Raw genomic sequence first — 23,654 nt, forward strand, 5'->3', positions numbered from 1 at the left:
CTGAAACGTTATTATGTCGCATATTTCTGTATTACTTCATGAAACTGTAGATGCCCTATTGGGTGGGCGTAATACAGGGATTTATGTAGATGGCACCTTTGGTCGAGGAGGTCATACTCGACTTCTCTTGTCTAAATTAGATGAACATTCTCGTGTCTATGCCTTTGATAAAGATCCGCAGGCTTTGGATGTGGCTGCTCAGTTAGAACAAGAAGATCCAAGATTTACCATTATTCATGCAAGTTTTGCAGATATTAAAACAGCCCTAAATCAACGCGGTGTTGAAACTGTCGATGGTGTTATGGCAGATTTGGGTGTGTCATCACCACAGCTTGATCAGGCCGAACGTGGTTTTAGCTTTATGAAAGATGGTCCACTGGATATGCGAATGGACAACTCTCAGGGCCTAACTGCAGCGCAATGGTTGGTGGAAGTAGATGAAGAGCATTTAGCGAATATTATTTTTCAGTATGGCGAAGAACGATATAGCCGCCGCATTGCGAAAGCGATTAAAGCAGCAGGCTATATTGAGACTACAGGTCAATTGGCTGAAATTGTAAAAGTTGCCCATCCGAAATGGGAAAAAAATAAGCATGCTGCGACACGTACATTTCAAGCAATTCGAATTGAAATCAATAAAGAATTAGAAGATGTGCATGCTTTTTTACCTGAAGCGCTGGAGATGCTTCATAATGGAGGTCGATTAGCGGTCATCAGTTTCCATTCCTTAGAAGATCGAATTATTAAACAATTTATTCAAAAAGAGTCGACTTTAGCTGAGGATGATGGTTGGGGCTTACCTCAGAAACCTAAAGAAACTCGTCGTTTGAAAAAAATTGATCGCGTACGCGCGAGTGAAGAAGAAGTGAAACAAAATCCGCGTTCTAGAAGTGCTTGGTTGCGAGTTGCAGAGCGAATAAATTTTAAAGGCGAATAATGAAAAAGGAAAAAGACGTAGAACAACAGGAACCTGTAGCAACGCCCTTGGTGCGTAAAAAAATACTGATCTATAGCATTTTAACCGCTATGGTCATGGTGAGCGCATTTATGGTGGTCTATCAGGTCTATTCTTATCGTCAAGATTTTCGTGAATTCAATACGCATATGCGTGAGCTTGAAGACATCAATGCTGAATGGGGTCGTCTACTTATTGAGCAACAGACATTTGGAGCGACTGCACAGATTGGGACACGTGCAGTGACACAATTACGTATGTATTCACCACCAACATCTCAGACTGTGGTGATTTCACTTCCTGCTGAAACCGCGAAAAATCAATAGGCACGCTGAATGGTTGATAAAAGCAAAACAAAACAAACACGTAAAAAACAGCAGCCCATTACACAGAAAAGAACCGTTGCTGTAGATATGTGGCGTTTCTATTTAATGTGGGGCTTAGTCCTGACATTTTTTGTAGTATTGGTTGCACGTGCCTTCTATGTTCAAATTGTGAACAAAGACTTTTTGCAAAATAAAGCCAACGCCAAAATTTTACGTACTGAAAAATTAAGCGCGATGCGAGGGGTTATTAGTGACCGCAATGGTGTGCCCTTGGCAATTAGTACACCAATTATGAAGGTGGTGATTGATCCTCAACATTATTTTGAAACTAAAGCAACTTTTGATGAAATCACCGAAGAGTTAAAAAAGAATCCAACCAGTCGTAAATTAAAAAATCAGTTACCACAGGAAAACCTGAATTTAGATGAGCTAGCAGATGCAGTTGGGTTGGATCGAGCTGACCTCAAAAAGCGTGTTCAAGATCGAGCTCGTTCACGTTATTTAGTATTGAAAAAAGAAGTACCACCTGCTCAAGCGGCTCTGTTAGCACAACGTAATTTTGCTGGCGTATATTCTGAAAAATCATATAAACGTTATTACCCACAACCACAACCCAACTCTCAAATCATTGGTTTAACCAATACCGAGGGAACAGGGATTGAAGGTTTGGAGATGCAGCTGAATAAGCGGCTTGCAGGGGTCAATGGCGAACAGAAGATTGTACGTGATAAGCATGGTAACCGTGTTCAAGTTCCAGAAGTTATTAAAGAAGTTGAAGCTGGGGAAAATATTACACTGAGTATTGATTCTCGATTGCAATACATTATGTATCGAGAGCTTACCGCGGTAGGCGTGGCAAATAATGCACGTTCTGCTACAGCAATTGCGGTCGATGTCAAAACCGGTGAAATTCTAGCGATGACCAGTTGGCCGTCGTATAACCCGAATGATAAAAAAAGTTTATCCAATAAAGATGCAATGCGAAATCGCGGTGCAGTTGACTCGTTTGAACCAGGTTCGACGATGAAACCATTAACGGTGGCGATGGCGCTTGAAAGTGGTAAGTACACTGCAAACTCAGTCGTTAATACCACCCCAGGGTCGATGCGTGTCGGTAATCATACAATTCGTGATACGCATAATTATGGAGCGCTTACTTTAGGTGGCATTATTCAAAAATCCTCCAACGTAGGTGTAGCGAAAATTGCTTTATCTTTGCCTTATCCGACTTTACCAACGTTCTATAAACGTCTTGGTTTTGGACAGCGTTCGGCTGTTAAATTCCCTGGTGAAAGCCCAGGTCTAATCTTACCGCCAAGTAAATGGAATATTTCAGAAGTTGCAACCATGTCCTATGGATATGGTCTCAATGCCACGGTACTCCAATTGGCAGATGCTTATGCCATGCTGGCAAATAAAGGGAAGAAAGTTCCTTTAAGTTTGTACAAGCTGGATGAAGCTCCTCAAGGTGAACAAATGATTGATCCTAAAATTGCGGATCAAGTCTTGTTAATGATGGAGACAGCAACATTACCAGGCGGTACAGCGACTCGTGCTCAAATACCAGGTTATCGAGTTGCAGGTAAAACGGGTACAGCACACAAATTACGTGCTGACCGTAAAGGTTATTCGACCAATGAATATCGAGCTTTATTTGCAGGTGTTGCACCTGTAAGTGATCCACGTTTGGCGATGGTCGTCGTGGTCGAAAATCCGAAAGGCACATATTACGGTGGTACTGTATCAGCACCTGTTTTCGCAAAAGTAATGCAGGAATCGCTGAGACTATTAAACGTACCATTGGATAAACCCTTAGATACTCCAAAATCCATTCCATAGGTGATGAATGTCGATTACATTTCAACAAATCTACGCTGTAGATCATCCAGCAGAATGGATGCAACAAGCATTTAATGGCTTCCAATTAGATAGTCGTAAAGTTGAAGCGGGACAAGTGTTTATTGCTTTGACTAGTCTTTCTCAACCTGAAAAAACTGCAGAGTATGCACAGAAGGCACTGGATCTTGGTGCTTTGGCTATTATTTCAGAACAAGATCTAGGTTTAACGCCAAGTTTGATCGTTCCGAATGTGCGTATGCTCATGGGACAATGGCAGAAAGATTATTTGCAACAGACACAACCAGTAAATCCACTTCGAGTATTGGCTGTCACGGGAACCAATGGTAAAACGACCATTTCAAGGCTTGTTGCAGAGCTATTGATGTTAAGCAAACACCCATGCGCGGTGATGGGGACGACTGGGAATGGGGTTTTACCTCACCTTGAAGCATCTACACATACCACGTTGGATGCATTGCATATGCAAAATCAATTGCATGCTTATGCTCAGCAGGGGGCTAAGTTTGCTGCTATTGAAGCAAGCTCCCATGGTCTTGAACAGGGGCGTCTCAATGGAACGCCAATTGAAGTTGCTGCTTACAGTAATTTAAGTCGCGATCATTTGGATTATCACAAGACTTTAGAGGCCTATGCTGAGGCAAAATCACGCTTATTTCAGTTTGAGAGTCTTAAAGTTGCAATTATCAATATCGATGATGCTTACGCAAATATCATGCTCAAAGCGGCGGAGCAAAATCGAGCAAAACCTAAAATTTTGACTTATTCCACCACTCAACCCGCGGATTACCGTGTTGAAGAGATTCAATATAGTTTAGACGGTGTTCATTTTAAATTGGTGACCAAGACCCAAAGCTATTTAGTGAATAGTCCATTATTGGGTCATTTTAATATTGAAAATGTAGTTGCGAGCTTAATCTCTGTTGAACAGGCGGGTTTAGATTTATCTCAGTTAGTCGCTTTAGTTCCTCAGCTAAAAGGCGCGCCAGGGCGTATGCAAGTGTTGCGTGATCAAGATCGTTTGTTTGTTGTGGATTATGCGCACACTCCTGATGCATTAATTCAGGTTCTTCAAACATTAAAACGTCATGTTTCACAGCAATTATGGGCTGTGTTTGGGTGCGGTGGTGATCGTGATCGCGGTAAACGACCATTAATGACACAGGCTGCTTTAGATCATGCAGATGTTGTATTACTCACCTCAGATAATCCACGTACTGAAAACCCAGAACAAATTTTTGCTGACATGAAGGCTGGAATTGAATTTTTGAACAGAGAGGTTCATGAAATTCATGATCGTCGTGAAGCGATTAAGTTTGCAGTGAAAACAGCGAAAGCAGGTGACATTGTTGTGATTGCAGGCAAAGGCCACGAAAATTATCAAGAGATTGATGGTGTCCGTCATTGGTTTGATGATGTGGTAGAAGTCCAAGCAGCCATTAAGGGTCAGCATGCGACTGAGCCAGCATCTTATCCAGCAGACTAAGGAATCATTATGCACACATCTACTACAAGTACTGCGATACTTGTCCCATGGGCTTTGTCTGATCTAGTTGCTGCTACTCAAGGGTATTGGTTGAATGATAAAAAACCGACTGGAGAAGTAAAGCGTATTTTGACAGATTCACGTCATGCGGAGTCGGGGGATGCTTTTTTAGCGCTGAAAGGTGAGCGTTTTGATGCGCATAACTTTGTTCAACAAGTGGCTGAAAAAGGCTGTCAGATTGCGATTGTTGAGCGGCCTTTAGATATTGATATTTGTCAGTTGGTGGTAACAGATACGAGATTAGCATTAGGTATGCTTGGTGCATTTCGTCGCGCTCAACATGCGCAATTAAAAGTTATTGCACTAACTGGTAGTAGCGGCAAAACCACCACTAAAGAAATGCTTGGAAGTATTCTTGCTCGCAAAGCACCGACATTGATCACGCGAGGTAATCTCAATAATGATCTGGGTGTGCCTATGATGCTATTGGAGCTTCGACCAGATCATGAATATGCAGTGATGGAGCTAGGAGCAAGTCATCAAGGAGAAATTGACTATACCTCGAAGCTCGTTCAACCTCATGTTGCGGGTATTATTAATATTGGTACGGCTCATCTTGGTGAGTTCGGTGGGCGTGACGGAATTTGTAAAGCTAAATCTGAAATCTATGGTCATGTTTCAGAAACTTCGATCGTACCAGCAGCTGATGATTATATAGACCAGATCCGTCAAAGTGTGAAAACAACAAAAACCTTAAGTTTTGGAGAAGGTGGCGATGTCTATGCTTCAGATATTCAGCTGAATCCACAAAGTGCTCAATTTAAATTACATACGCCTGTAGGTGTCCAACCCGTGGATTTACCTTTTGCTGGTGAGCATAATGTTCAAAATGCTTTGGCAGCTGCTGCATTTGCATTGTCATTAAATATCAGCTTGGATGATATTGTCACGGGTTTAGAACAAGCTGTGGGTGCAAAGGGGCGTTTGAATTTTATTCAAAAAAATGATTTTTTATTTATCGATGATACATACAATGCCAATCCGACGTCGATGCGTGCAGCGGGTGAAGTGCTTGCACAGCAAGAAGGTATTCGTGTCATGGTGATTGGGGATATTGGTGAGTTAGGTCCGACTGCTGCTCAACAACATTATTTACTCGGGCGAGATTTGGTTTCGATTCGCGGACTCAACTTTGTTGTTGCTGTTGGTGAGTTTGCACCAGCAACACAGGAAGGCGCACGTAGTACTCAGTACGGGAAAAAGTTACAAGCTTTCCTCAATCAAGAGCAAGCTCTACCATTTTTAATTAGTCTAATCGAAACACATCAACCGCAAAAAATGAGTTTCTTATTCAAAGGTTCTCGTTATACCCATATGGAAACGTTGATGGCAGATTTGATGGAGAAACTCTAAATGCTGTTATGGTTATTTGAACAACTTTCCGGCTATCACAGCTCGTTCCAAGTGGTTCGTTATTTAACATTACGTGCGCTGCTCAGTGTCTTGACAGCACTCACGATAGGTCTAGTTCTTGGTCCTGTTATGATCCGTAAGTTACAAGCTTTAAAATATGGCCAAGCGGTAAGTTCTTTCGCTCCGGAAAACCATGCCAAAAAAATGGGAACACCAACCATGGGTGGTCTCCTTATTTTGCTTTCTATTGGGATTTCAACTTTACTTTGGGCAGACCTTTCAAACCCTTATGTTTGGATTGTGCTTGGCGTGATGGTGATATTTGGTGCCGTAGGTTGGGCTGATGACTGGATTAAAATCCGTTATAAAGACAATGCAGGTTTGCCAGCACGTAAGAAGTTTTTTTGGACATCTGTCGCTTCTCTAGGTGCAGGGATATCACTCTACGTAATTGCGACTCAGCAAACTAATCCTGTACACACTGCGAATATGTTGGATTTGCTGATCCCTTTCTTTAAAGATCTTACAATTCCTTTATCGGTAATCCCTTTAGGGATCGGCTTTATTATATTCACTTATTTAGTGATTAATGGTGCGTCTAATGCTGTTAACCTAACTGACGGTTTAGATGGCCTTGCAATTATGCCAATTGTATTGGTTGCGGCGGGCTTAGGGGTGTTTGCTTATTTGGCGGGTGATGTTCGTTTTGCAAATTATTTACATATTCCCTATGTGAAATACTCATCTGAACTCGTTGTTATTTGTGCTGCAATGATAGGTGCAGGTTTAGCATTCCTTTGGTATAACGCGCATCCTGCACAAGTATTTATGGGTGATGTTGGTGCCTTGTCGCTTGGAGCGATGCTGGGAACTATTGCGGTGATGGTACGTCAGGAAATTGTATTTGCAATTATGGCGGGTGTATTTGTAGTCGAAGCAGTCTCTGTATTCTTACAAATCGGTTCGCTTCGTATGCGAAATAAACGTGTTTTCCTTATGGCGCCGTTACATCATCACTATGAAAAGAAAGGATGGCGTGAAACACAGGTGGTCATCCGTTTCTGGATTATCACAATTATGCTGGTAGTTTTAGGTCTAATGACCTTAAAATTGCGCTAAGCAAGAATCAAATGAGATCAAGTCGGCTTATGCCGGCTTTTTTTCATCGCTAAAATTTTTTGGAGAAATTGATGAATCTGTTGATGTGTCCTGTTTGTCGCGAGGCATTGGCGCTTGAGGGGAAAACATGGCGCTGCAAGAGTAATCATAGTTACGATATTGCAAAGCAGGGTTATGTGAATTTGCATGTCGTACAGCATAAACACAGTAAGAATCCAGGGGATACCCCTGAGTCTGTTCAAGCTAGACGGTCGTTTTTATCAGCGGGATTTTATGCGCCATTACAGCAAGCTGTCGTTGCTAAAATCCGAGAATTACGTATTGAAAATCTTTTAGATATTGGTTGCGGTGAAGGATATTACACCAATGCAATGGAAGCTGAAGCGATACAAGTTGTGGGGGTGGATATTGCTAAAACTGCAGTTCAGGTAGCAGCAAAATTAAATCAAAATGCCACTTGGGTTGTGGGTACGGGGGCTGTGTTGCCTGTTTTAAGCGAGACCATCGATTTATGTACCAGTTTATTTAGTCCTATTCCCGAGGCGGAAATATTACGTGTATTAAAATCATCGGGGTATTTAATGGTTGTTACCCCAGGTCCACAACATTTATATAAAATGCGAGAAGCACTATTTGAAGAAGTTAAGGCACATGAGCCACATAAATTTGTAGCGCAGTTGAGCGAGCACTTTGAATTAATTGATGAAAGCTTAATCCAAGCACCATTGGTGTTAAACCAAAATGATTTAAAGTCTCTTATCGCAATGACGCCATATGCTTATAAGGCGAAGCCTGAACGGCGTGAGCAATTAGAGCAAGTTGAAAAATTTGAATTGAGTGCAGAGTTTCAGATCTATATTTTAAAAAAGAAAAGTTAAAAGAAGCCCTCTTTTAGAGGGCTTTATTTTGGTTATTGAACTTGATTAATCAAATTTTCGATTGAATCTCGTTTAACTTGTGGTGTTGAATTCATATCCGGTGGTATCGACGACGTCGGAGTTAACGGTTGATCGGTATCTGGTAGATCATCAAAATCGCGATCATTCGTTGGTGCTACCACTGGGGCTGGGCGGTAAATCGGACGAGCTAAAGGTGGAGTTTTATCTTTTTGCTCATGGTTTAATGTCTGTACACGACCACGTTGTTCTCGAGTTAAAGGAGCTTTTGCATTTTTATCTAAACTTACCCAAGCATATGGTGTATTGGCAAGAGACTTCTCCATAAAGTCACTCCAAATTGGAAGAGCAGCGATACCCCCATATTCACGACGACCTAGCGTAGTCGGTTGGTCGAAACCTACCCATGAAACTGCGACTAGATTGCCGTTAAAGCCAGCGAACCAAGCATCTTTTGCATCATTGGTTGTTCCTGTTTTACCTCCTAAATCACCACGACCAATTTTCAATGCTGCGCGACCAGTACCATGCTGAATTACGTCTCGTAAAATATTCGCCATATCAAATGCTGAGCTGGATTTTAAAATTCGATGTGCTTGACGATATTGGCTACGCTCTTCATCAGTTAAAGTGGGTTGCTTATCCTCTAAAGACTGATTGGTAACTTCAATAATTTCGTCGTCTGGTGTTGTTGCTTCAGCAGTGGTTGTACCTTGCTTCTGAGATTTAATACATGAAATACATGCGTATTCTGGATTGGCTTGATAAATCACTTTGCCGTAAGCATCCTCAATACGGCTAATGAAGTGAGGTTGCACGCGGAAACCGCCATTGGCAATTGCGGCATAGCCTGTTGCCATTTGAACAGGGAGTACTTGAGGTGTTCCTAATGCAATCGTGTAGTTACGTGGAATCTGATCATCCTGCAAACCAAAATCCATAAACAATTGGCGAGTATGTTCTAGACCAACTGTTTGTAAAAGGCGAACAGAGACAGTATTACGTGACAAATATAAAGCGCGACGTAATGGAATCATCCCCAAATAGCGCCCATCAGAATTGCGTGGTGACCATTTACCAATGGTAATGGGGTTATCACTAACCATGGTATGCGGCGTCATACCTCGTTCAAGTGCAAGCGAGTAGACAAATGGTTTGATAATAGAGCCAGGTTGACGCCAACCTTGCAGCGCACGGTTAAATTTCGATTGATAAAAATTATATCCACCAACGATCGCGACAATTGAGCCATCATTTGGGTTAAGTGCAATTAACTGACCTTGTACACGAGGCACCTGTACCAAGGACCACATACTACGATTTTGATTTGGACGTAGACGAACAATATCTTTGACTTTTACAATTTGTGAAGCATTGCTAGGTGCACCACCCACACTATTGGCATTGCGATAGCGTCTCGCCCAAGACATGCCAGACCAAGGAACAGTGACTGATGAACCATCTTGTAAAGTTGCTTCAAAAGAATTACTTAAAACTTTAGTGACTTCAGCAGGGTAGGTGTTTGCAAATGGTACAAAGTCTTTTAAGGGTTTGTCATGGGCTTCTGGGCCACGCCATCCATGACGACGGTCATAACTTTCTAAACCAACACGAACTGCTTCTTCGGCAAAGGCTTGACGATTGTAATCAATAGTGGTGTAAACCTTATATCCTGAATCGATCGCGAGATCGCCGAATTTTTTTACGAGTTCCGAACGAACCATTTCACCGACATAAGGGAATTTATTGTTAATACCGCGATCAGGCATGTCCAAAGCGATAGGCTCTGATACAGCATCTTCATATTCAATTTGGCTGATATAACCCAACTGTAGCATACGACCTAAAATCCAATTGCGACGTTCTAACGCACGTTCAGGATTGGCCACAGGATTATACTTAGAGGGTGCTTTAGGTAATCCTGCAATCATTGCCATTTGGGCAATTGAAAGATCGTCTAAATTCTTGTTGTAATAAATTTTTGCTGCTGCGGCGATGCCATAAGCATTTTTACCGAGGAAAATTTTATTGACGTAGAGAGTTAGAATTTCTTCTTTTGATAATTTTTGTTCGATTTTACGTGCTAAGAAAATTTCGGTGAGTTTGCGCTTGAGAGTTCGTTCTGGTGTTAAATAATAGTTTTTAGCCACCTGCATGGTAATTGTAGAACCACCAGTTTGAATGTCAGAACCCGTGATCGATTCACTTACTGCACGTCCTAAACTTTTAAAACTAATACCGCTATGCTCAAAAAAAGAAGAGTCTTCTGCAGCTAAAAAAGCATGAATAAAATCTTGTGGGATTTGCTCATAATCAACTGGAACAGAAAGTTTGCCACCATATTCTGCGATTAATTGGTTATCTGCTGTATAAACTTGCAGCGGTTTTAATAATGGAGCCTTCTTAAAAGCAGTCATCTCTGGCAAAGATGGTGCAATATAGAGATACATTCCATAAAAGCCCATTGGAATTGTGACTAAGATAATGATAATCAGCAAAAAAAAAGGGTGAATCTGTCCACAACAAGATAGCTTTTTCATAACAAGTAAGTTTTAATAGGTGCTAAAGGCAAACTAATAGAAGGTCAGTATAGCTTCTCATTTAACAGAATGTTAGTTGAGTTATTATATCCGCAAAAAAATTAGACCAAGTGTAGTTAGTTTGTATTGTGCTGTTGTTGGGGACAAAAAAATAATAGGAATTGCATTGTGCTTAGACTATATCGTAAGCCAAATAAGGGGTTAGTGGGGGTAGATGTTAGTTCGACCTCTGTTAAGCTATTAGAGCTATCAGTTAAAAACGGTCGCTATTGGGTTGAAAGTTACGGGTTAAGTCCATTGGTTGATGGGAGTGTTGTTGAAAAAAACATCCTCAATCAGGATAACGTGGCTGATGCTTTAGAGCGCGCGATTAATATTGCAAATCCGCAATCAACGAATGCTGCTTTTGCAGTGCCTACGTCTATGGTGATTCACAAGGTCATCGAGATGGATGCCGACATGAGCGATGATGAGCGTGAAGTTCAGATTCGTATGGATGCTGAGCAATATATTCCATTCCCACTTGACGAAGTCAGTTTAGACTTTGAAGTGCTTCCTGAGCGATTAAACAATCCAAACAGAGTGAACGTTCTACTCGTTGCGACACGTACTGAAAACGTGGACTCTCGTATTGAAGTATTGGATTTGGTCGGCCTTACCCCAAAAGTTGCCGATGTTGAAAGCTATGCACTGGAACGTAGTTTTGAAGTCTTTGCAGATACATTGCCGATTGGTGCAAATCTTGTTGGCGTTCTTGATATTGGTCATACCATGACGACTTTATCAGTCATGCAAAATGGCAAAATTATTTACACGCGCGAACAAGTGTTTGGCGGTAAGCAATTGACTCAAGATGTGCAAAATCGTTATGGCTTATCTTATGATGAAGCTGGGCGTGCTAAAAAAGACAACACCTTACCAGATGACTTTGAAACAGAAGTTTTAATGCCATTCCTTGATGCAGTGATTCAACAAGCAGCGCGTTCATTACAGTTCTTTTTCTCTTCTTCTCAATTTAACGAGATTGATCATATTTTATTGGCGGGTGGTAATGCCAATATCCCAGGTCTTGCAAAAATGATGCAACAAAAATTGGGATATCGCGTCACCATTGCTAATCCATTTTTACAAATGGGCTTTTCTCCTCAAATCGACCTGAAAAAAATAGAAAATGATGCACCGTCATTATTGGTGGCGTGTGGCTTGGCATTGAGGAGTTTTGATTAATGGCTAAAATTAATTTACTCCCTTGGCGCGAAGAGCTAAGAGAACAGCGAAAAAAGCAATTTGTTTATATCTGTATCGCAGTGGTATTACTTGCGATTTTATCGGTTTTAGCAGCTTGGTTCTTCTTGAATCATAAATTACAAGACCAAGAACAAGCAAACCAACTTATTGTAAGCACCAATCAAAGTTTAGACGTTCAATTAAAATCCTTGGAAGGATTGCAAGAACGTCGAAATGCTGTGATTGAGCGGATGAAACTGATTCAAGGTCTTGAAGGTCAACGGCCTGTAACTGTGCGTTTAGTGGATGAATTGGTTCGTGTTGTTCCTGAAACGGTGTATCTGACGAAATTTACCCGTACTGGTAATAAATTTACCATCGAAGGTAAAGCAGAAAGTCCGAATGCGGTAGCAGAGTTATTACGTGGTTTAGAAGCTTCCCAGTGGTACCGAAATGCATTTATGAATTCATTCTTGGCTGCGCCAGAAGTGAAGGAAAAAGCACCTAGTTCGGTAATCCCTCGAGTTGAAGAGTCATACGGTACATTTATCGTGACTGTCGACTTGGGTGCAATTGCTCAACCGACAGCAGATATGGACGCGAATAATGTGGGAGGTGCACCATGAGTCGTAATGATTTAAATGATTTTGATTCAGATGTCACTGCACCTAAAAAGAAGTCCATGACTGTTGAAAAGTTCTTTCAGCAATTTAATACTTTGGACTCCAATAACTACGGTAGTTGGCCACTGTCTGTAAAAATTACCTGTTGGATTTTTATTTTCCTATTTGTTTGTGCTATTGGTTACTTTTTGGTGCTTAAACCAAAACTTGAATCAATTGATCTTGCTAAAGCACAAGAGGCAAATTTACTGACAGAGTTTAAAGAAAAGGATTCTAAGCTCCGTAATTTGCAGCAATACCAAGCACAGTTGCAACAAATGGAAATGAATTTCAATGAGCAATTACAACAATTGCCAAAAGAAACAGAAATTCCAAGTTTAGTTGAAGACATCAACTTAACAGGTGTGAATTCAGGGCTCAAATTTAAAAATATCCGTCTCGAAAATGAAGTGGCTCAAGAATTCTTCATTGAGCAGCCAATTTCGATAGAAACGACAGGTGATTATCATTCATTTGGGCGTTTCGTGAGTGGAATTGCGTCTTTACCGCGTATCGTGACCTTACATGATTTTGTGATTACAGCGACGCCAAGTACAGATAAAAAATCAGATATTCCACTGATCGATTATTCATTAAAAGCCAAAACATATCGTTATGTTGCATCGACTGAAGATACGGTAGGTTCAGCGGTTGTTCCACCAGCTGATATGCCAGCAGGAGGACAATAATGAAATCATTTAAGCTTTTGTGCGGATTAGTTATTGCAACGACTATGGTGGGATGTGATTCGCGTATTGATGCGGTCAATCAAGAAATGGCGAATATTCGTAGCCAGCCGCCTTTACCCATAGAACCGGCACCTGTATTTAATCCAGTTCCAAATTTTCTTTACTCGGCGCATCAACTTCGAAGTCCATTCTTGCCAAACTCATTGGCAACAGAGCTAAGAATCATGTCGGGTAAACGTGTTTATCCTAATTTTAATCGTCAACCACAGCCTTTAGAAAGCTATGCATTGGAAACGTTAAACTTCAAAGGAAGTTTAAAACGTAACAATGGCCAGATTCTCGCTTTGATTCAAACCCCTGATGGTGAGATTGAACGTGTGCAACGTGGTAATTACATGGGGATGAACCAAGGGCGCATCGTGAAGATAACGCCGACTCAAATCGATCTGATTGAAATTGTTTCAGATGGTCGAGATGGTTATATCGAAAGACCAAGAAGCTTAGTGCTGCTTGGGCCTGTTGGTTAAGACGAGATAAGGAATAACAATGAAAAAGAGTATGCAAAATTTTTGGGGTGGGGATCGACATTATATGAACCGTTTTCTTCGTCAATTCGCTATGACCACTGTTTCTATAGCTGTTATGCAGGCAGCGGCGGCTAAAACTACGATGACTAATATTGTGCCTTTGCAGGTGCCAGGTCAAGGAACAGAAATTCGTGTCATGTTTAACGGATTACCTCCACAGCCACAATCGTATCAATTGGAAAATCCATCTCGACTCGTTTTGGATTTTATGCAGGCAGGTCAAACACTGGCGAATACTAAAATACCTGTGTCGACCGCTGAAGCAAACTCAGTTGAAGTCATTTCTAATGATCAGCGTTCACGGTTAACTGTCAATTTAACGCAGAAAGGTAGCTACACGACACGTGTTGAAGGCAATACCTTTATTTTAAAAATAAATAATCCGAACTCTGCGAAAGTGGCAATACCTGCGGCGCCAGTGGTTACCCAAGCCAAAGGACCAGAACCAGCGACTCAACCAAGTGTTTTAAAGCCAGTTATACGTCCTAATCTGACGAATAACGTTACACCTGTTACGGCTACAGCTGTGGCAGCGACACCTGTAACGCCTACACCTGTGATTCCTGTTGCAGCACAGCAGGTATTGAAACCAACTGCACCAACGCCTACGGTTTTAAGACCTGCCGCTCCACCTGTGCCAGTGGTTCGTCAGCAAGTTGCAGCACCTGTACCACCTCCAGTAGCTCCTGTTTATCAGCAGCCTGTTGCGTATACACCGCCAGCGCCTGTCGCTTATCAAGCAGTACAACAAGGACTGCAAGATATTGGTTTTGAGCGCGGTAGTGCAGGTGAGGGACAAGTTGTACTGAATTTAAAAACAGCAGATACACCAGTAGATGTACAACAGCAAGGTAGCAAAGTTGTGGTGCGTTTCCTCGGTAACAAAATTCCATCGCATTTGGTGCGCCGTTTAAACGTTAATGATTTTGCGACGCCTGTCTCTACAGTAGATGCTTATAATGATAAGTCGAATGGTGTAATTTCCATTCAATCGAGCGGTAGCTTCGAATATATGGCTTATCAAACAGATGGTAAGTTAACGATCAGTCTAAAACGCCCAGAAGAGAAAAAAGGCTTAAGCAGCCAAAATCGTACACCGAAATATACAGGCAATAAGATTTCTCTCGATTTCCAAGATATTGAAGTGCGCCGCGTATTACAATTGTTGGCTGATTTTACCGGCATTAATATGGTGACTTCGGATTCAGTTCAAGGGAATATTACATTACGCTTAAAAGATGTGCCTTGGGATCAAGCGCTTGATATTGTAATGAAAACCAAGAATTTGGATAAGCGTCGCAACGGAAATGTAATTTGGATTGCACCGGTTCCAGAATTGATTAAAGCCGAAGAAGAAGAGGCGAAAGCCATTGCACAAAGTGTGAAATTGGCACCATTGCAAACCGAATATATTCAATTGAGCTATGCCAAAGTTGAAGATATTGAAAAGTTGATTACTGAAGGTCGTAACAGTCGTTCTTCTAATGGTAATAATACAAACTCAACAACTGACCCATTGGGGGACAGTGTCGGGTCATTATTAAGTCCACGTGGTACAGTTTCAATTGATCCACGTACCAATACATTGATCATTAACGATACAGTTCAAAAAATTGATCAAATTCGCAAGATGATTGATTTATTGGATGTTTCTGTAAAACAAGTCATGATCGAAGCTCGTATTGTACGCGCGACAACAGATTTCACCAAAGAAATGGGTGTGAAATGGGGTGTAGTATCGAAAGGTGTTGCAACCAATAATGATCTTTTGGTTGGTGGTAGTGATCAAACGCTGTGGGATTTAAAATCACCAAGTGAGGATGGTCGTTATAATATTCAACGTCCTGATAACTTAAATGTGGATTTAGGTGTGGCTGGGGCTGCCGGTAAAATTGCATTTGGTTTAATCAATATGTCTGATTTTATGCTGGATCTTGAGTTGTCGGCATTACAAGCTGATGGCTACGGTGAGGTTATTTCTACACCAAAAGTTCTCACTGCTGACAAGCAGCAAGCGAAAGTTGCTTCGGGTCAGGAAATTCCTTACCAAACCACTGAAACTGCAGGTGGTGCTGCAACGGCGACGACTTCCTTTAAAGAAGCGTTGTTAAGCTTAGAGGTAACTCCAAGTATTACGCCTGATGGTAAAATTCAAATGAAATTGAACATTACCAGTGATTCACCAGCAGGTTATGCACAGAATGGTGAAATCATTTTGAATAAAAATCAAATTGATACCAATGTACTCGTGAACAACGGTGAAACTGTGGTGTTAGGTGGTATTTTCGAGCAAGAAACGATTTTTAACCAAACCAAGGTGCCTTTCTTTGGTGATATTCCTGCTGTTGGTCGTCTATTCCGTAAAGACAGTAAAACAGAGAATAAGCGTGAGTTATTAATCTTTGTGACACCAAGAATTGTTAATGACAGGCAAACTAGAAACAATTAATATAGTTTCAATGAAAGCAATTCAATAGGTGACTCCTTGCCAAGCAAAGAGTTTGAAACCCTACCGAATATTTATTTGGTAGGGCCCATGGGAGCTGGTAAAACAACCGTTGGTCGACATCTTGCAGATTTACTTCATCGAGAGTTTCTTGATAGTGATCATGAGATAGAAAGAAAAACTGGGGCGACCATCCCATGGATTTTTGAGAAAGAGGGTGAACAGGGATTCAGACATCGTGAGTCACTGGTAATTGATGATTTAACATCAAAACAAAATTTAGTTGTTGCGACGGGTGGCGGCGCAGTTACTCAGTCGATTAATCGATCTTATCTAAAAGATCGAGGTATTGTGATTTATCTTTATACTCCCGTAGAAATACAACTTCAAAGAACCTACCGTGATAAAAATCGACCTTTATTACAAGTCGAAAATCCTGAACAGAAATTACGTGAATTATTGAATATTCGTGATCCGCTGTATCGTGAAGTTGCACATCATATTATTGAAACGAATCAAGGTGCTGCGCGTGATTTGGCACAACGTATTCTTAATGTGATTGTCGCAAAAGAATTGAATTAAATTTGTTTTATTGGCTTATAACATCATGCAAACCTTATTCGTTGAACTCGGTGAACGCCGTTATCCTATTTTCATTGGTAGTGATTTAGATCCGCAACAATTACTTGAACCCTATATTCATGGGCAACAGGTCATGATTGTCACCAATGAAACGGTTAAACCGCTGTATTTAGATCACTATGTATCAGCTGTGGAAGGTTTAGGTAAAAAAGTTGGGACATGTGTTCTACCTGATGGTGAATGTTATAAAAATATTGAACATTTGAATTTAATTTTTGATGCCTTGCTTGAGGCAGGATTTAACCGCGATTGTACAGTGCTTGCTTTGGGTGGAGGGGTGATTGGTGACATGGCTGGATTTGCATCAGCTTGTTTCCAACGCGGAGTGTATTTTATTCAAGTCCCGACCACGCTGCTATCGCAAGTCGATTCGAGCGTTGGTGGTAAAACTGGAATCAACCACCCATTAGGCAAAAACATGATTGGCGCATTCCAGCAGCCACAGGTCGTACTTGCGGATATGGCGCAACTTAAAACATTGCCTGAGCGTGAGTTGTCAGCAGGTTTGGCTGAAGTCATTAAGTATGCCCTATTAGGAGATGTTGATTTTCTTGCATGGCTTGAGGAAAACATGGATGGTCTCGTTGCACAACATCCAGAATTACTTGCTGAAGCAGTGTACCGCTCTTGTGCACACAAAGCGCGAATTGTAGCCAATGACGAGAAAGAACAGGGTGAGCGTGCATTACTGAATTTAGGTCATACCTTTGGACATGCGATTGAATCTTATCTGGGATATGGTGAGTGGTTACATGGTGAGGCTGTGGCGACGGGAATGGTGATGGCGGCAGATTTATCTTATTTAATGGGGTGGATCACAGAAGCTGACCTTGAACGTACAAAAATTATCATTCAACGTGCGAAATTACCGATAAAATGTCCTCAAATTCCACTTGATGAATTTTTGGCATATATGTCTCATGACAAAAAAGTCCTGAACGGTCAATTACGTTTAGTGCTCTTGAAGTCGCTAGGGCAAGCAGTAATTACCAAAGAGTTTGATGTGGAATTAATGAAACAAGCGATTTTACGTAATCAAGCATAATCTTAGGTTTTCTCATGACGGTACGCCACTCATCCCCACGCACAGCGCAACAATATATTTGGTTGATCGGTGGCATACTGTTTTTAGTCGCATCTTTTGTATTCTGGATTTTGACAGATAGCAAAGAGTTGGTTGCTCAGTCTAAGCAACTTGAAGAAACTCAAGTTCAGATTCAACCAGAAAAGGTGGCAGCAACAAATTATTTGGGTGGGCTGACTGATCAAGTGCGACCTTTAGAATTAACTGCGCGTAAAGTTGCTTCAGGAAACCATTTGCCTGAATTTAGAGGCACAAAGTTTATTCAAGACAATAAAAATAATTATTTTATCGAACTATTTCGCGTTACCAATGAAGATGTAATTAAAAGTTTTCTTAATAAGCAAACTGATCGTAAATCATACATTTATTTTCGTTTGAGTGGTGAAGACCAAGTCGAACAGTACATTTTGGGTTATGGGCTGTTTATGGGGGAAGGTGCTGCTAAGACAACTTTAAATGGATTGGATTTAAAGTTACCACCTTCTGTGGCGCCTAAAGTTGCTGGCTTTAATCAGTTTGTGGGTCAAGTCAATGACATGGGATCTGAAGAACTGACAACTGCAAAATTATACGAAGTTAAATTACGACCTGCGGCTGTGCCATTGATTGATGAGTCCTTGCTGGTTCGTCCTAAGCCAACCCCTGTGGTTGATCCTGCTAAGGCAACAACTAATGTGACTATTACAAGAAAAGATCAGTCAGGAAATGTGGTTGATGTGAGACGTTCGCAATCGAATGTTGACCCTATTTCGAGCGATAATTCAAAGAATAATACGGATAAACGGAATCAAGAGGCTCAAATTAGTGATCCATTTAATTAAAATGGTATAAAATGGCGCAAAATTAAACGAAAGCATAATAAATTTGCACATCATTGGTGCGATAAAGTGGTTCTAATTTGGTGCCTTTTCGGTTAATAATGACAAAATAATTGAAATAAAACGCTTGCACGGAATAAATAAATATTGGCATAGATTTTGCTTTATTGGTGCACTGATTAAGTAAATTGTCCCTATTTTGGAGCGAAGACCTTAATTTAGTGTGCGATTTAGTCAAATTGATCTGCTTTAAATGGGTGCAAATCGTCTCGTACATTTGTGAAATTAAATCAGAAAAGACGTTCAATAACGAAAGACATACAGAATCATGTCTTTGTTTTATAAAGAAATCGTATTTGAAGAATAGATAAGTTTTGCCCAATGAGGGCCATGTTGAAGAAGGGTACGCTATGCACATGCCATCGCCTAATACTGTAGCTCCCGCTAAAGGTCTATACCAACCGGATGAGTTTAAAGATAACTGTGGTTTCGGATTAATCGCCCATATGCAAGGTGATGCGAGTCATGACTTGGTCAAGACCGCGATTCATAGTTTAAGTTGTATGACGCACCGCGGTGGTATTGCTGCAGATGGTAAGACGGGTGATGGATGTGGTCTACTGTTGGCTATGCCTAAGCAATTCTTCCGTGAAGAAGCAAAACGTTTAAGTGATATTACACTCAGTGAAATTTTTGCAGTAGGTACAGTTTTTCTTAGCCTAGATCCTGCAATTGCTGCACATGCAAAACAAGTGCTGACTAAAGAAATTGAATCAGAAGGTTTGCGTGTAATTGCATGGCGCTTAGTGCCAACCAATAATGAAGCATTAGGCTCAATTGCGATGCAGTCTTTGCCAGCATTTGAACAAGTAATTGTTAACTGTCCAATGGGTGTTGAAGAAGTTGAGTTTAACCGTAAGTTATTCTTGGCTCGACGTCGTGCTGAACAAAAATTAAGTCAAGATAGTTCATTCTACGTTACAACACTTTGTTCAACTGTGATCTCTTATAAAGGCTTAATGATGCCTGAAGCGATTGCAGATTTTTATACAGATTTGGCTGATCCACGTTTGGAATCTCACATTGTGGTGTTCCATCAGCGTTTCTCAACCAATACATTGCCACGTTGGCCATTGGCACAACCTTTCCGTTACTTAGCGCACAATGGTGAAATTAATACCATTACAGCAAACCGTAACTGGGCGATGGCACGTACACCAAAGTTTGAAAACCCGCTCTTACCTGGTTTAACTGAGCTCAACCCAATCGTAAACCGTACTGGCTCTGACTCTTCAAGTTTAGACAACATGCTCGAGATTTTGGTTGGTGGAGGTATGGATTTATTCCGTGCACTACGTATGCTCGTTCCACCAGCATGGCAAAACGTTGAAACTTTAGATGCTGATTTACGTGCATTCTATGAGTTTAACTCTAAACATATGGAAGCATGGGACGGGCCAGCAGGTCTTGTGATTCAAGATGGTCGTCATGCGATTTGTATGCTTGACCGTAATGGCTTACGTCCTGCACGTTGGGTAATTACTAAGAATGGTTACATCACACTTGCATCAGAAATTGGTGTCTGGGGTTATGAACCAGAAGACGTAGTATCTAAAGGTCGTGTTGGACCAGGTCAGATCTTAGTCATTGACACTTTCACTGGTAAATTGCTGGATACTAAAGACGTCAGTAATCATCTGAAAAAAATGCGTCCTTATCGTCAATGGTTGCGTGAAAATTCAGTGCGTATCCAAGGCAGCCCAGAGCTAGAAGAATATCTATGTGATCAAGGCTTAAAAGGCGATGCTTTAAAAGCAGCGCAAAAAATGTTTATGGTGACATTTGAAGAGCGAGATCAGTTATTACGTCCAATCGCTGAAAGTGGTCAAGAAGCAGTAGGTTCGATGGGTGATGATACGCCGATGGCTGTATTGTCTCGTCAAGTACGCCATGTAACAGATTACTTCCGTCAACAGTTTGCTCAGGTAACCAATCCACCAATCGATCCATTACGTGAATCGATCGTAATGTCTTTAGAAACATGTTTGGGTCGTGAACAAAATGTATTTGAACAAGGTCCAGAGCATGCGGATCGATTAATTATTTCAAGTCCTGTACTGTCAAACTCTAAAATGCATCAAATTCGCACTTTAGGTCGTAAGGGCTATGAGATTGCAGATATTGATCTAAACTATGCAGAGACTGAAGGTCTAGAAGCCGCGATTACACGTATTTGTGAAGAAGCAGCACAAGCAATTCGTGATGGCAAAACCCTATTGGTGATTTCTGATAAGAAAATTCGTGAAGGGTTCTTACCAGCCAATGCAGCGATGGTAACGGGTGCTATCCACCATTACCTCATCCATGCAGGTTTACGTACAGATGCAAACATTATTGTTGAAACAGCTTTAGCGCGTGATCCACACCAGTTTGCCGTAATGCTTGGCTTTGGCGCAACAGCAATTTACCCATATCTTGCATATGACGTCATTAATGATTTAATTGCGAAAGGTGAGTTGTTAGGTGATCCGATTCATGCGCAAGCGAATTTCCGTAAAGGGATAGAAAAAGGATTGTTGAAAGTCCTTTCAAAAATGGGTATTTCCACCGTTGCTTCATATCGCGGTGGGCAGTTGTTTGAGGCTGTTGGTTTATCTGAAGAAGTTGTTAATAAATGCTTCACAGGTGTTCCAAGCCGTATTAAAGGTGCGACTTTTGTTGATCTTGAAAATGATTTGAAAAAATTAGCAGAAACCGCTTGGAAATCACGTAAGCCAATTGAGCAAGGTGGTTTGCTGAAATTTGTATTTGATAAGGAATATCACGCTTTTAATCCTGATGTAATTAATGCTCTACATAAATCTGTACGTTCTGGGAAATATGAAGATTTTAAAGAATATGCTGAGCTTGTAAATAATCGTCCAGTGGCAACCATTCGTGATTTATTTAAACTCAAAACAGAAAATTCAATTCCACTGGATCAAGTTGAATCTGTAGAAGCGATTCTTCCGCGTTTTGACTCTGCAGGGATGTCTTTAGGGGCATTATCACCAGAAGCACATGAAGCGATTGCCATTGCAATGAATACAATTGGTGGTCGTTCGAACTCAGGTGAGGGTGGTGAAGATCCAGCGCGTTACGGCACAATCCGGAACTCAAAAATCAAACAAATCGCATCGGGTCGTTTTGGTGTAACGCCTGCTTACTTAACTTCTGCAGAAGTACTGCAAATTAAAGTGGCACAAGGTGCAAAACCGGGTGAAGGTGGTCAGTTGCCAGGTGGTAAAGTGAATGGCTTAATTGCACGTTTACGCTACTCTGTACCGGGTGTGACATTAATTTCTCCACCACCGCACCACGATATTTATTCAATCGAAGATTTATCGCAGTTAATTTTTGATTTAAAACAAGTGAACCCTCAAGCGATGGTCTCTGTAAAACTGGTATCTGAGCCAGGTGTGGGTACGATTGCTGCGGGTGTTGCAAAAGCCTATGCTGACTTTATTACCATCTCTGGTTATGACGGTGGTACAGCAGCATCGCCATTGTCTTCGATTCATCATGCGGGTTCGCCATGGGAGCTTGGTCTTTCTGAAGCGCATCAAGCCCTTCGTGTAAATGATTTGCGTGGTAAAGTTCGCGTTCAAACGGATGGTGGTTTAAAAACGGGTCTAGATGTCGTGAAAGCAGCTATTTTAGGTGCGGAAAGCTTCGGTTTTGGTTCTACACCAATGATTGCGTTGGGTTGTAAATACCTCCGTATCTGCCACTTAAATAACTGTGCGACTGGTGTAGCGACTCAGCAAGATCATTTGCGTCAAGAGCACTATATCGGCGAACCACAAATGCTCATTAACTTCTTCACCTTTATTGCTGAAGAAACACGTGAGTGGTTGGCTGCATTAGGTGTATCAAGTTTGAAAGACTTGATTGGTCGTACCGATTTACTAGAAATGCTACCTGGTGAAACAGATAAGCATGCTCACCTAGATTTAAGAGCTTTACTTGAATCACATCCAGCTGCTGAAGGCAAAGCTCAATATTGCGAAGTCGAAGGAAATGCACCATTTGATAAAGGTGTTTTGGCTGAGTCTATGATCGCAGAAATATTGCCTGCGATTGAAGCTGGTACAGGTGGTGAATACAGTTTTAGCATTGGTAACTGTGACCGTTCTATTGGGGCACGTGTTTCAGGTGAGATCGCTCGTCGCTATGGTAACTTAAGTATGGAAGCACACCCTGTTAAAGTGAATTTGACAGGTACTGCTGGACAATCACTTGGTGTATGGAATGCGGGTGGTCTGCATATCAAGCTTGAGGGTGATGCGAATGACTATGTGGGTAAAGGTATGGCGGGTGGTCGTATCTCAATTTTCCCACCGAAGGGTTCTCCATTCCAAACACAAGAAACAGCGATCATTGGTAACACATGTTTATATGGTGCAACAGGCGGTAAATTATTTGCTGCAGGTACAGCTGGTGAACGTTTTGCTGTTCGTAACTCAGGTGCGTTCGCGGTGATTGAGGGTGCAGGCGATCACTGCTGTGAATACATGACAGGTGGTATTGTGACGGTACTGGGTAAAGTTGGTCATAACTTCGGTGCAGGTATGACAGGTGGTTTTGCTTATGTACTTGATTTAGATAATGACTTTGTTGATCATTATAACCACGAGTTGATCGAGCTTAATCGTATTTCGACCGAATCAATGGAAGAACATAAAGAGTTCTTAAGCCGCATTTTAGATGAGCATATTAAGGAAACTGGTAGTGCTTGGGCGTATAAGATCCGTAATGAGTTTGATTTCTACAGCCGTAAATTCTGGTTGGTGAAACCGAAAGCTGCAAACTTGCAGACTTTATTAAAAACAACTCAAGCTGATCCTCAATAATTCCACTACTGCAGA

General features: G+C 41.3%; 16 protein-coding genes and 2 pseudogenes. 17 read left to right on the forward strand and 1 reads right to left on the reverse strand.

Going from position 1 to position 23,654, the window contains the following annotated elements:
• Positions 1-13 precede the first annotated feature (13 nt).
• The 7 genes from rsmH to AC1M9D_RS04410 all read left to right on the forward strand — a co-directional run bounded on the left by rsmH (position 14) and on the right by AC1M9D_RS04410 (position 8,034).
• Positions 14-937, forward strand: coding sequence for a 16S rRNA (cytosine(1402)-N(4))-methyltransferase RsmH (gene rsmH, locus AC1M9D_RS04380; protein ID WP_481611578.1), 924 nt, complete (start codon positions 14-16; stop codon positions 935-937).
• Positions 937-1,281 (forward strand): cell division protein FtsL, encoded by a 345-nt coding sequence (gene ftsL, locus AC1M9D_RS04385; RefSeq protein ID WP_035263955.1) that lies wholly within the window; start codon positions 937-939, stop codon positions 1,279-1,281. The genes rsmH and ftsL overlap by 1 nt, the downstream gene beginning before the upstream one ends.
• Before the next feature lie 9 nt (positions 1,282-1,290).
• Positions 1,291-3,120 (forward strand): penicillin-binding protein PBP3, encoded by a 1,830-nt coding sequence (gene ftsI, locus AC1M9D_RS04390; protein ID WP_035263956.1) that lies wholly within the window; start codon positions 1,291-1,293, stop codon positions 3,118-3,120.
• 7 nt (positions 3,121-3,127) lie between these two features.
• A complete protein-coding gene (locus AC1M9D_RS04395) occupies positions 3,128-4,624 on the forward strand; it encodes a UDP-N-acetylmuramoyl-L-alanyl-D-glutamate--2,6-diaminopimelate ligase (protein WP_481611579.1) in 1,497 nt (498 codons plus the stop codon).
• A gap of 9 nt (positions 4,625-4,633) precedes the next feature.
• A complete protein-coding gene (locus AC1M9D_RS04400; protein ID WP_481611580.1) occupies positions 4,634-6,037 on the forward strand; it encodes a UDP-N-acetylmuramoyl-tripeptide--D-alanyl-D-alanine ligase in 1,404 nt (467 codons plus the stop codon).
• The gene (gene mraY, locus AC1M9D_RS04405) at positions 6,038-7,156 is read left to right on the forward strand and encodes a phospho-N-acetylmuramoyl-pentapeptide-transferase (protein ID WP_092767279.1); all 1,119 of its coding nucleotides are present in this window, start codon (positions 6,038-6,040) and stop codon (positions 7,154-7,156) included.
• 71 nt (positions 7,157-7,227) lie between these two features.
• Positions 7,228-8,034, forward strand: a complete 807-nt coding sequence (locus AC1M9D_RS04410) for a putative RNA methyltransferase (protein WP_481611581.1) — start codon at positions 7,228-7,230, stop codon at positions 8,032-8,034.
• A 32-nt stretch (positions 8,035-8,066) separates the two neighbouring features.
• Here the strand turns inward: AC1M9D_RS04410 and ponA are convergent, their stop codons facing one another.
• Positions 8,067-10,592 (reverse strand): penicillin-binding protein PBP1a, encoded by a 2,526-nt coding sequence (gene ponA, locus AC1M9D_RS04415; protein WP_481611582.1) that lies wholly within the window; start codon positions 10,590-10,592, stop codon positions 8,067-8,069.
• A gap of 168 nt (positions 10,593-10,760) precedes the next feature.
• Here ponA and AC1M9D_RS04420 point away from each other — a divergent pair, with 168 nt between their 5' ends.
• From AC1M9D_RS04420 to gltB, 10 genes and pseudogenes are all read left to right on the forward strand, one after another.
• On the forward strand, positions 10,761-11,819 hold the full coding sequence (locus AC1M9D_RS04420) for a pilus assembly protein PilM (RefSeq protein ID WP_035263966.1): 1,059 nt from the start codon (positions 10,761-10,763) through the stop codon (positions 11,817-11,819).
• Positions 11,819-12,445 carry a PilN domain-containing protein gene (locus tag AC1M9D_RS04425; protein ID WP_481611583.1) on the forward strand — a complete coding sequence of 209 codons (627 nt, stop codon included), beginning with the start codon at positions 11,819-11,821 and terminating at the stop codon, positions 12,443-12,445. The genes AC1M9D_RS04420 and AC1M9D_RS04425 overlap by 1 nt, the downstream gene beginning before the upstream one ends.
• The gene (locus AC1M9D_RS04430) at positions 12,442-13,170 is read left to right on the forward strand and encodes a type IV pilus inner membrane component PilO (protein ID WP_481611584.1); all 729 of its coding nucleotides are present in this window, start codon (positions 12,442-12,444) and stop codon (positions 13,168-13,170) included. Before AC1M9D_RS04425 ends, AC1M9D_RS04430 begins: the two co-directional genes overlap by 4 nt.
• Positions 13,170-13,697 carry a pilus assembly protein PilP gene (locus tag AC1M9D_RS04435; protein WP_481586734.1) on the forward strand — a complete coding sequence of 176 codons (528 nt, stop codon included), beginning with the start codon at positions 13,170-13,172 and terminating at the stop codon, positions 13,695-13,697. The genes AC1M9D_RS04430 and AC1M9D_RS04435 overlap by 1 nt, the downstream gene beginning before the upstream one ends.
• Before the next feature lie 196 nt (positions 13,698-13,893).
• A pseudogene (locus tag AC1M9D_RS04440) lies at positions 13,894-14,115 on the forward strand (AMIN domain-containing protein); the annotation flags it as partial.
• A 360-nt stretch (positions 14,116-14,475) separates the two neighbouring features.
• A pseudogene (locus tag AC1M9D_RS04445) lies at positions 14,476-16,206 on the forward strand (type IV pilus secretin PilQ); the annotation flags it as partial.
• A 36-nt stretch (positions 16,207-16,242) separates the two neighbouring features.
• The gene (gene aroK, locus AC1M9D_RS04450; protein ID WP_035263975.1) at positions 16,243-16,785 is read left to right on the forward strand and encodes a shikimate kinase AroK; all 543 of its coding nucleotides are present in this window, start codon (positions 16,243-16,245) and stop codon (positions 16,783-16,785) included.
• A gap of 25 nt (positions 16,786-16,810) precedes the next feature.
• The gene (aroB, locus tag AC1M9D_RS04455; RefSeq protein ID WP_179998859.1) at positions 16,811-17,890 is read left to right on the forward strand and encodes a 3-dehydroquinate synthase; all 1,080 of its coding nucleotides are present in this window, start codon (positions 16,811-16,813) and stop codon (positions 17,888-17,890) included.
• A 14-nt stretch (positions 17,891-17,904) separates the two neighbouring features.
• Positions 17,905-18,750 carry a hypothetical protein gene (locus tag AC1M9D_RS04460; protein WP_481593250.1) on the forward strand — a complete coding sequence of 282 codons (846 nt, stop codon included), beginning with the start codon at positions 17,905-17,907 and terminating at the stop codon, positions 18,748-18,750.
• A 413-nt stretch (positions 18,751-19,163) separates the two neighbouring features.
• Positions 19,164-23,639, forward strand: coding sequence for a glutamate synthase large subunit (gene gltB, locus AC1M9D_RS04465; protein ID WP_481611585.1), 4,476 nt, complete (start codon positions 19,164-19,166; stop codon positions 23,637-23,639).
• Positions 23,640-23,654: the final 15 nt, after the last annotated feature.

This window comes from Acinetobacter sp. ANC_7682 (assembly GCF_056779795.1).

Excerpts from the sequence above, each read along its gene's own strand:
- mraY (WP_092767279.1), top strand. The coding sequence starts at position 6,038 with ATGCTGTTATGGTTATTTGAACAACTTTCCGGCTATCACAGCTCGTTC.
- AC1M9D_RS04460 (WP_481593250.1), top strand. The coding sequence starts at position 17,905 with ATGACGGTACGCCACTCATCCCCACGCACAGCGCAACAATATATTTGG.
- ftsI (WP_035263956.1), top strand. The coding sequence starts at position 1,291 with ATGGTTGATAAAAGCAAAACAAAACAAACACGTAAAAAACAGCAGCCC.
- AC1M9D_RS04430 (WP_481611584.1), top strand. The coding sequence starts at position 12,442 with ATGAGTCGTAATGATTTAAATGATTTTGATTCAGATGTCACTGCACCT.
- AC1M9D_RS04395 (WP_481611579.1), top strand. The coding sequence starts at position 3,128 with ATGTCGATTACATTTCAACAAATCTACGCTGTAGATCATCCAGCAGAA.
- rsmH (WP_481611578.1), top strand. The coding sequence starts at position 14 with ATGTCGCATATTTCTGTATTACTTCATGAAACTGTAGATGCCCTATTG.
- aroB (WP_179998859.1), top strand. The coding sequence starts at position 16,811 with ATGCAAACCTTATTCGTTGAACTCGGTGAACGCCGTTATCCTATTTTC.
- AC1M9D_RS04410 (WP_481611581.1), top strand. The coding sequence starts at position 7,228 with ATGAATCTGTTGATGTGTCCTGTTTGTCGCGAGGCATTGGCGCTTGAG.
- ponA (WP_481611582.1), bottom strand. The coding sequence starts at position 10,592 with ATGAAAAAGCTATCTTGTTGTGGACAGATTCACCCTTTTTTTTTGCTG.
- AC1M9D_RS04425 (WP_481611583.1), top strand. The coding sequence starts at position 11,819 with ATGGCTAAAATTAATTTACTCCCTTGGCGCGAAGAGCTAAGAGAACAG.
- AC1M9D_RS04435 (WP_481586734.1), top strand. The coding sequence starts at position 13,170 with ATGAAATCATTTAAGCTTTTGTGCGGATTAGTTATTGCAACGACTATG.
- AC1M9D_RS04400 (WP_481611580.1), top strand. The coding sequence starts at position 4,634 with ATGCACACATCTACTACAAGTACTGCGATACTTGTCCCATGGGCTTTG.
- ftsL (WP_035263955.1), top strand. The coding sequence starts at position 937 with ATGAAAAAGGAAAAAGACGTAGAACAACAGGAACCTGTAGCAACGCCC.
- gltB (WP_481611585.1), top strand. The coding sequence starts at position 19,164 with ATGCCATCGCCTAATACTGTAGCTCCCGCTAAAGGTCTATACCAACCG.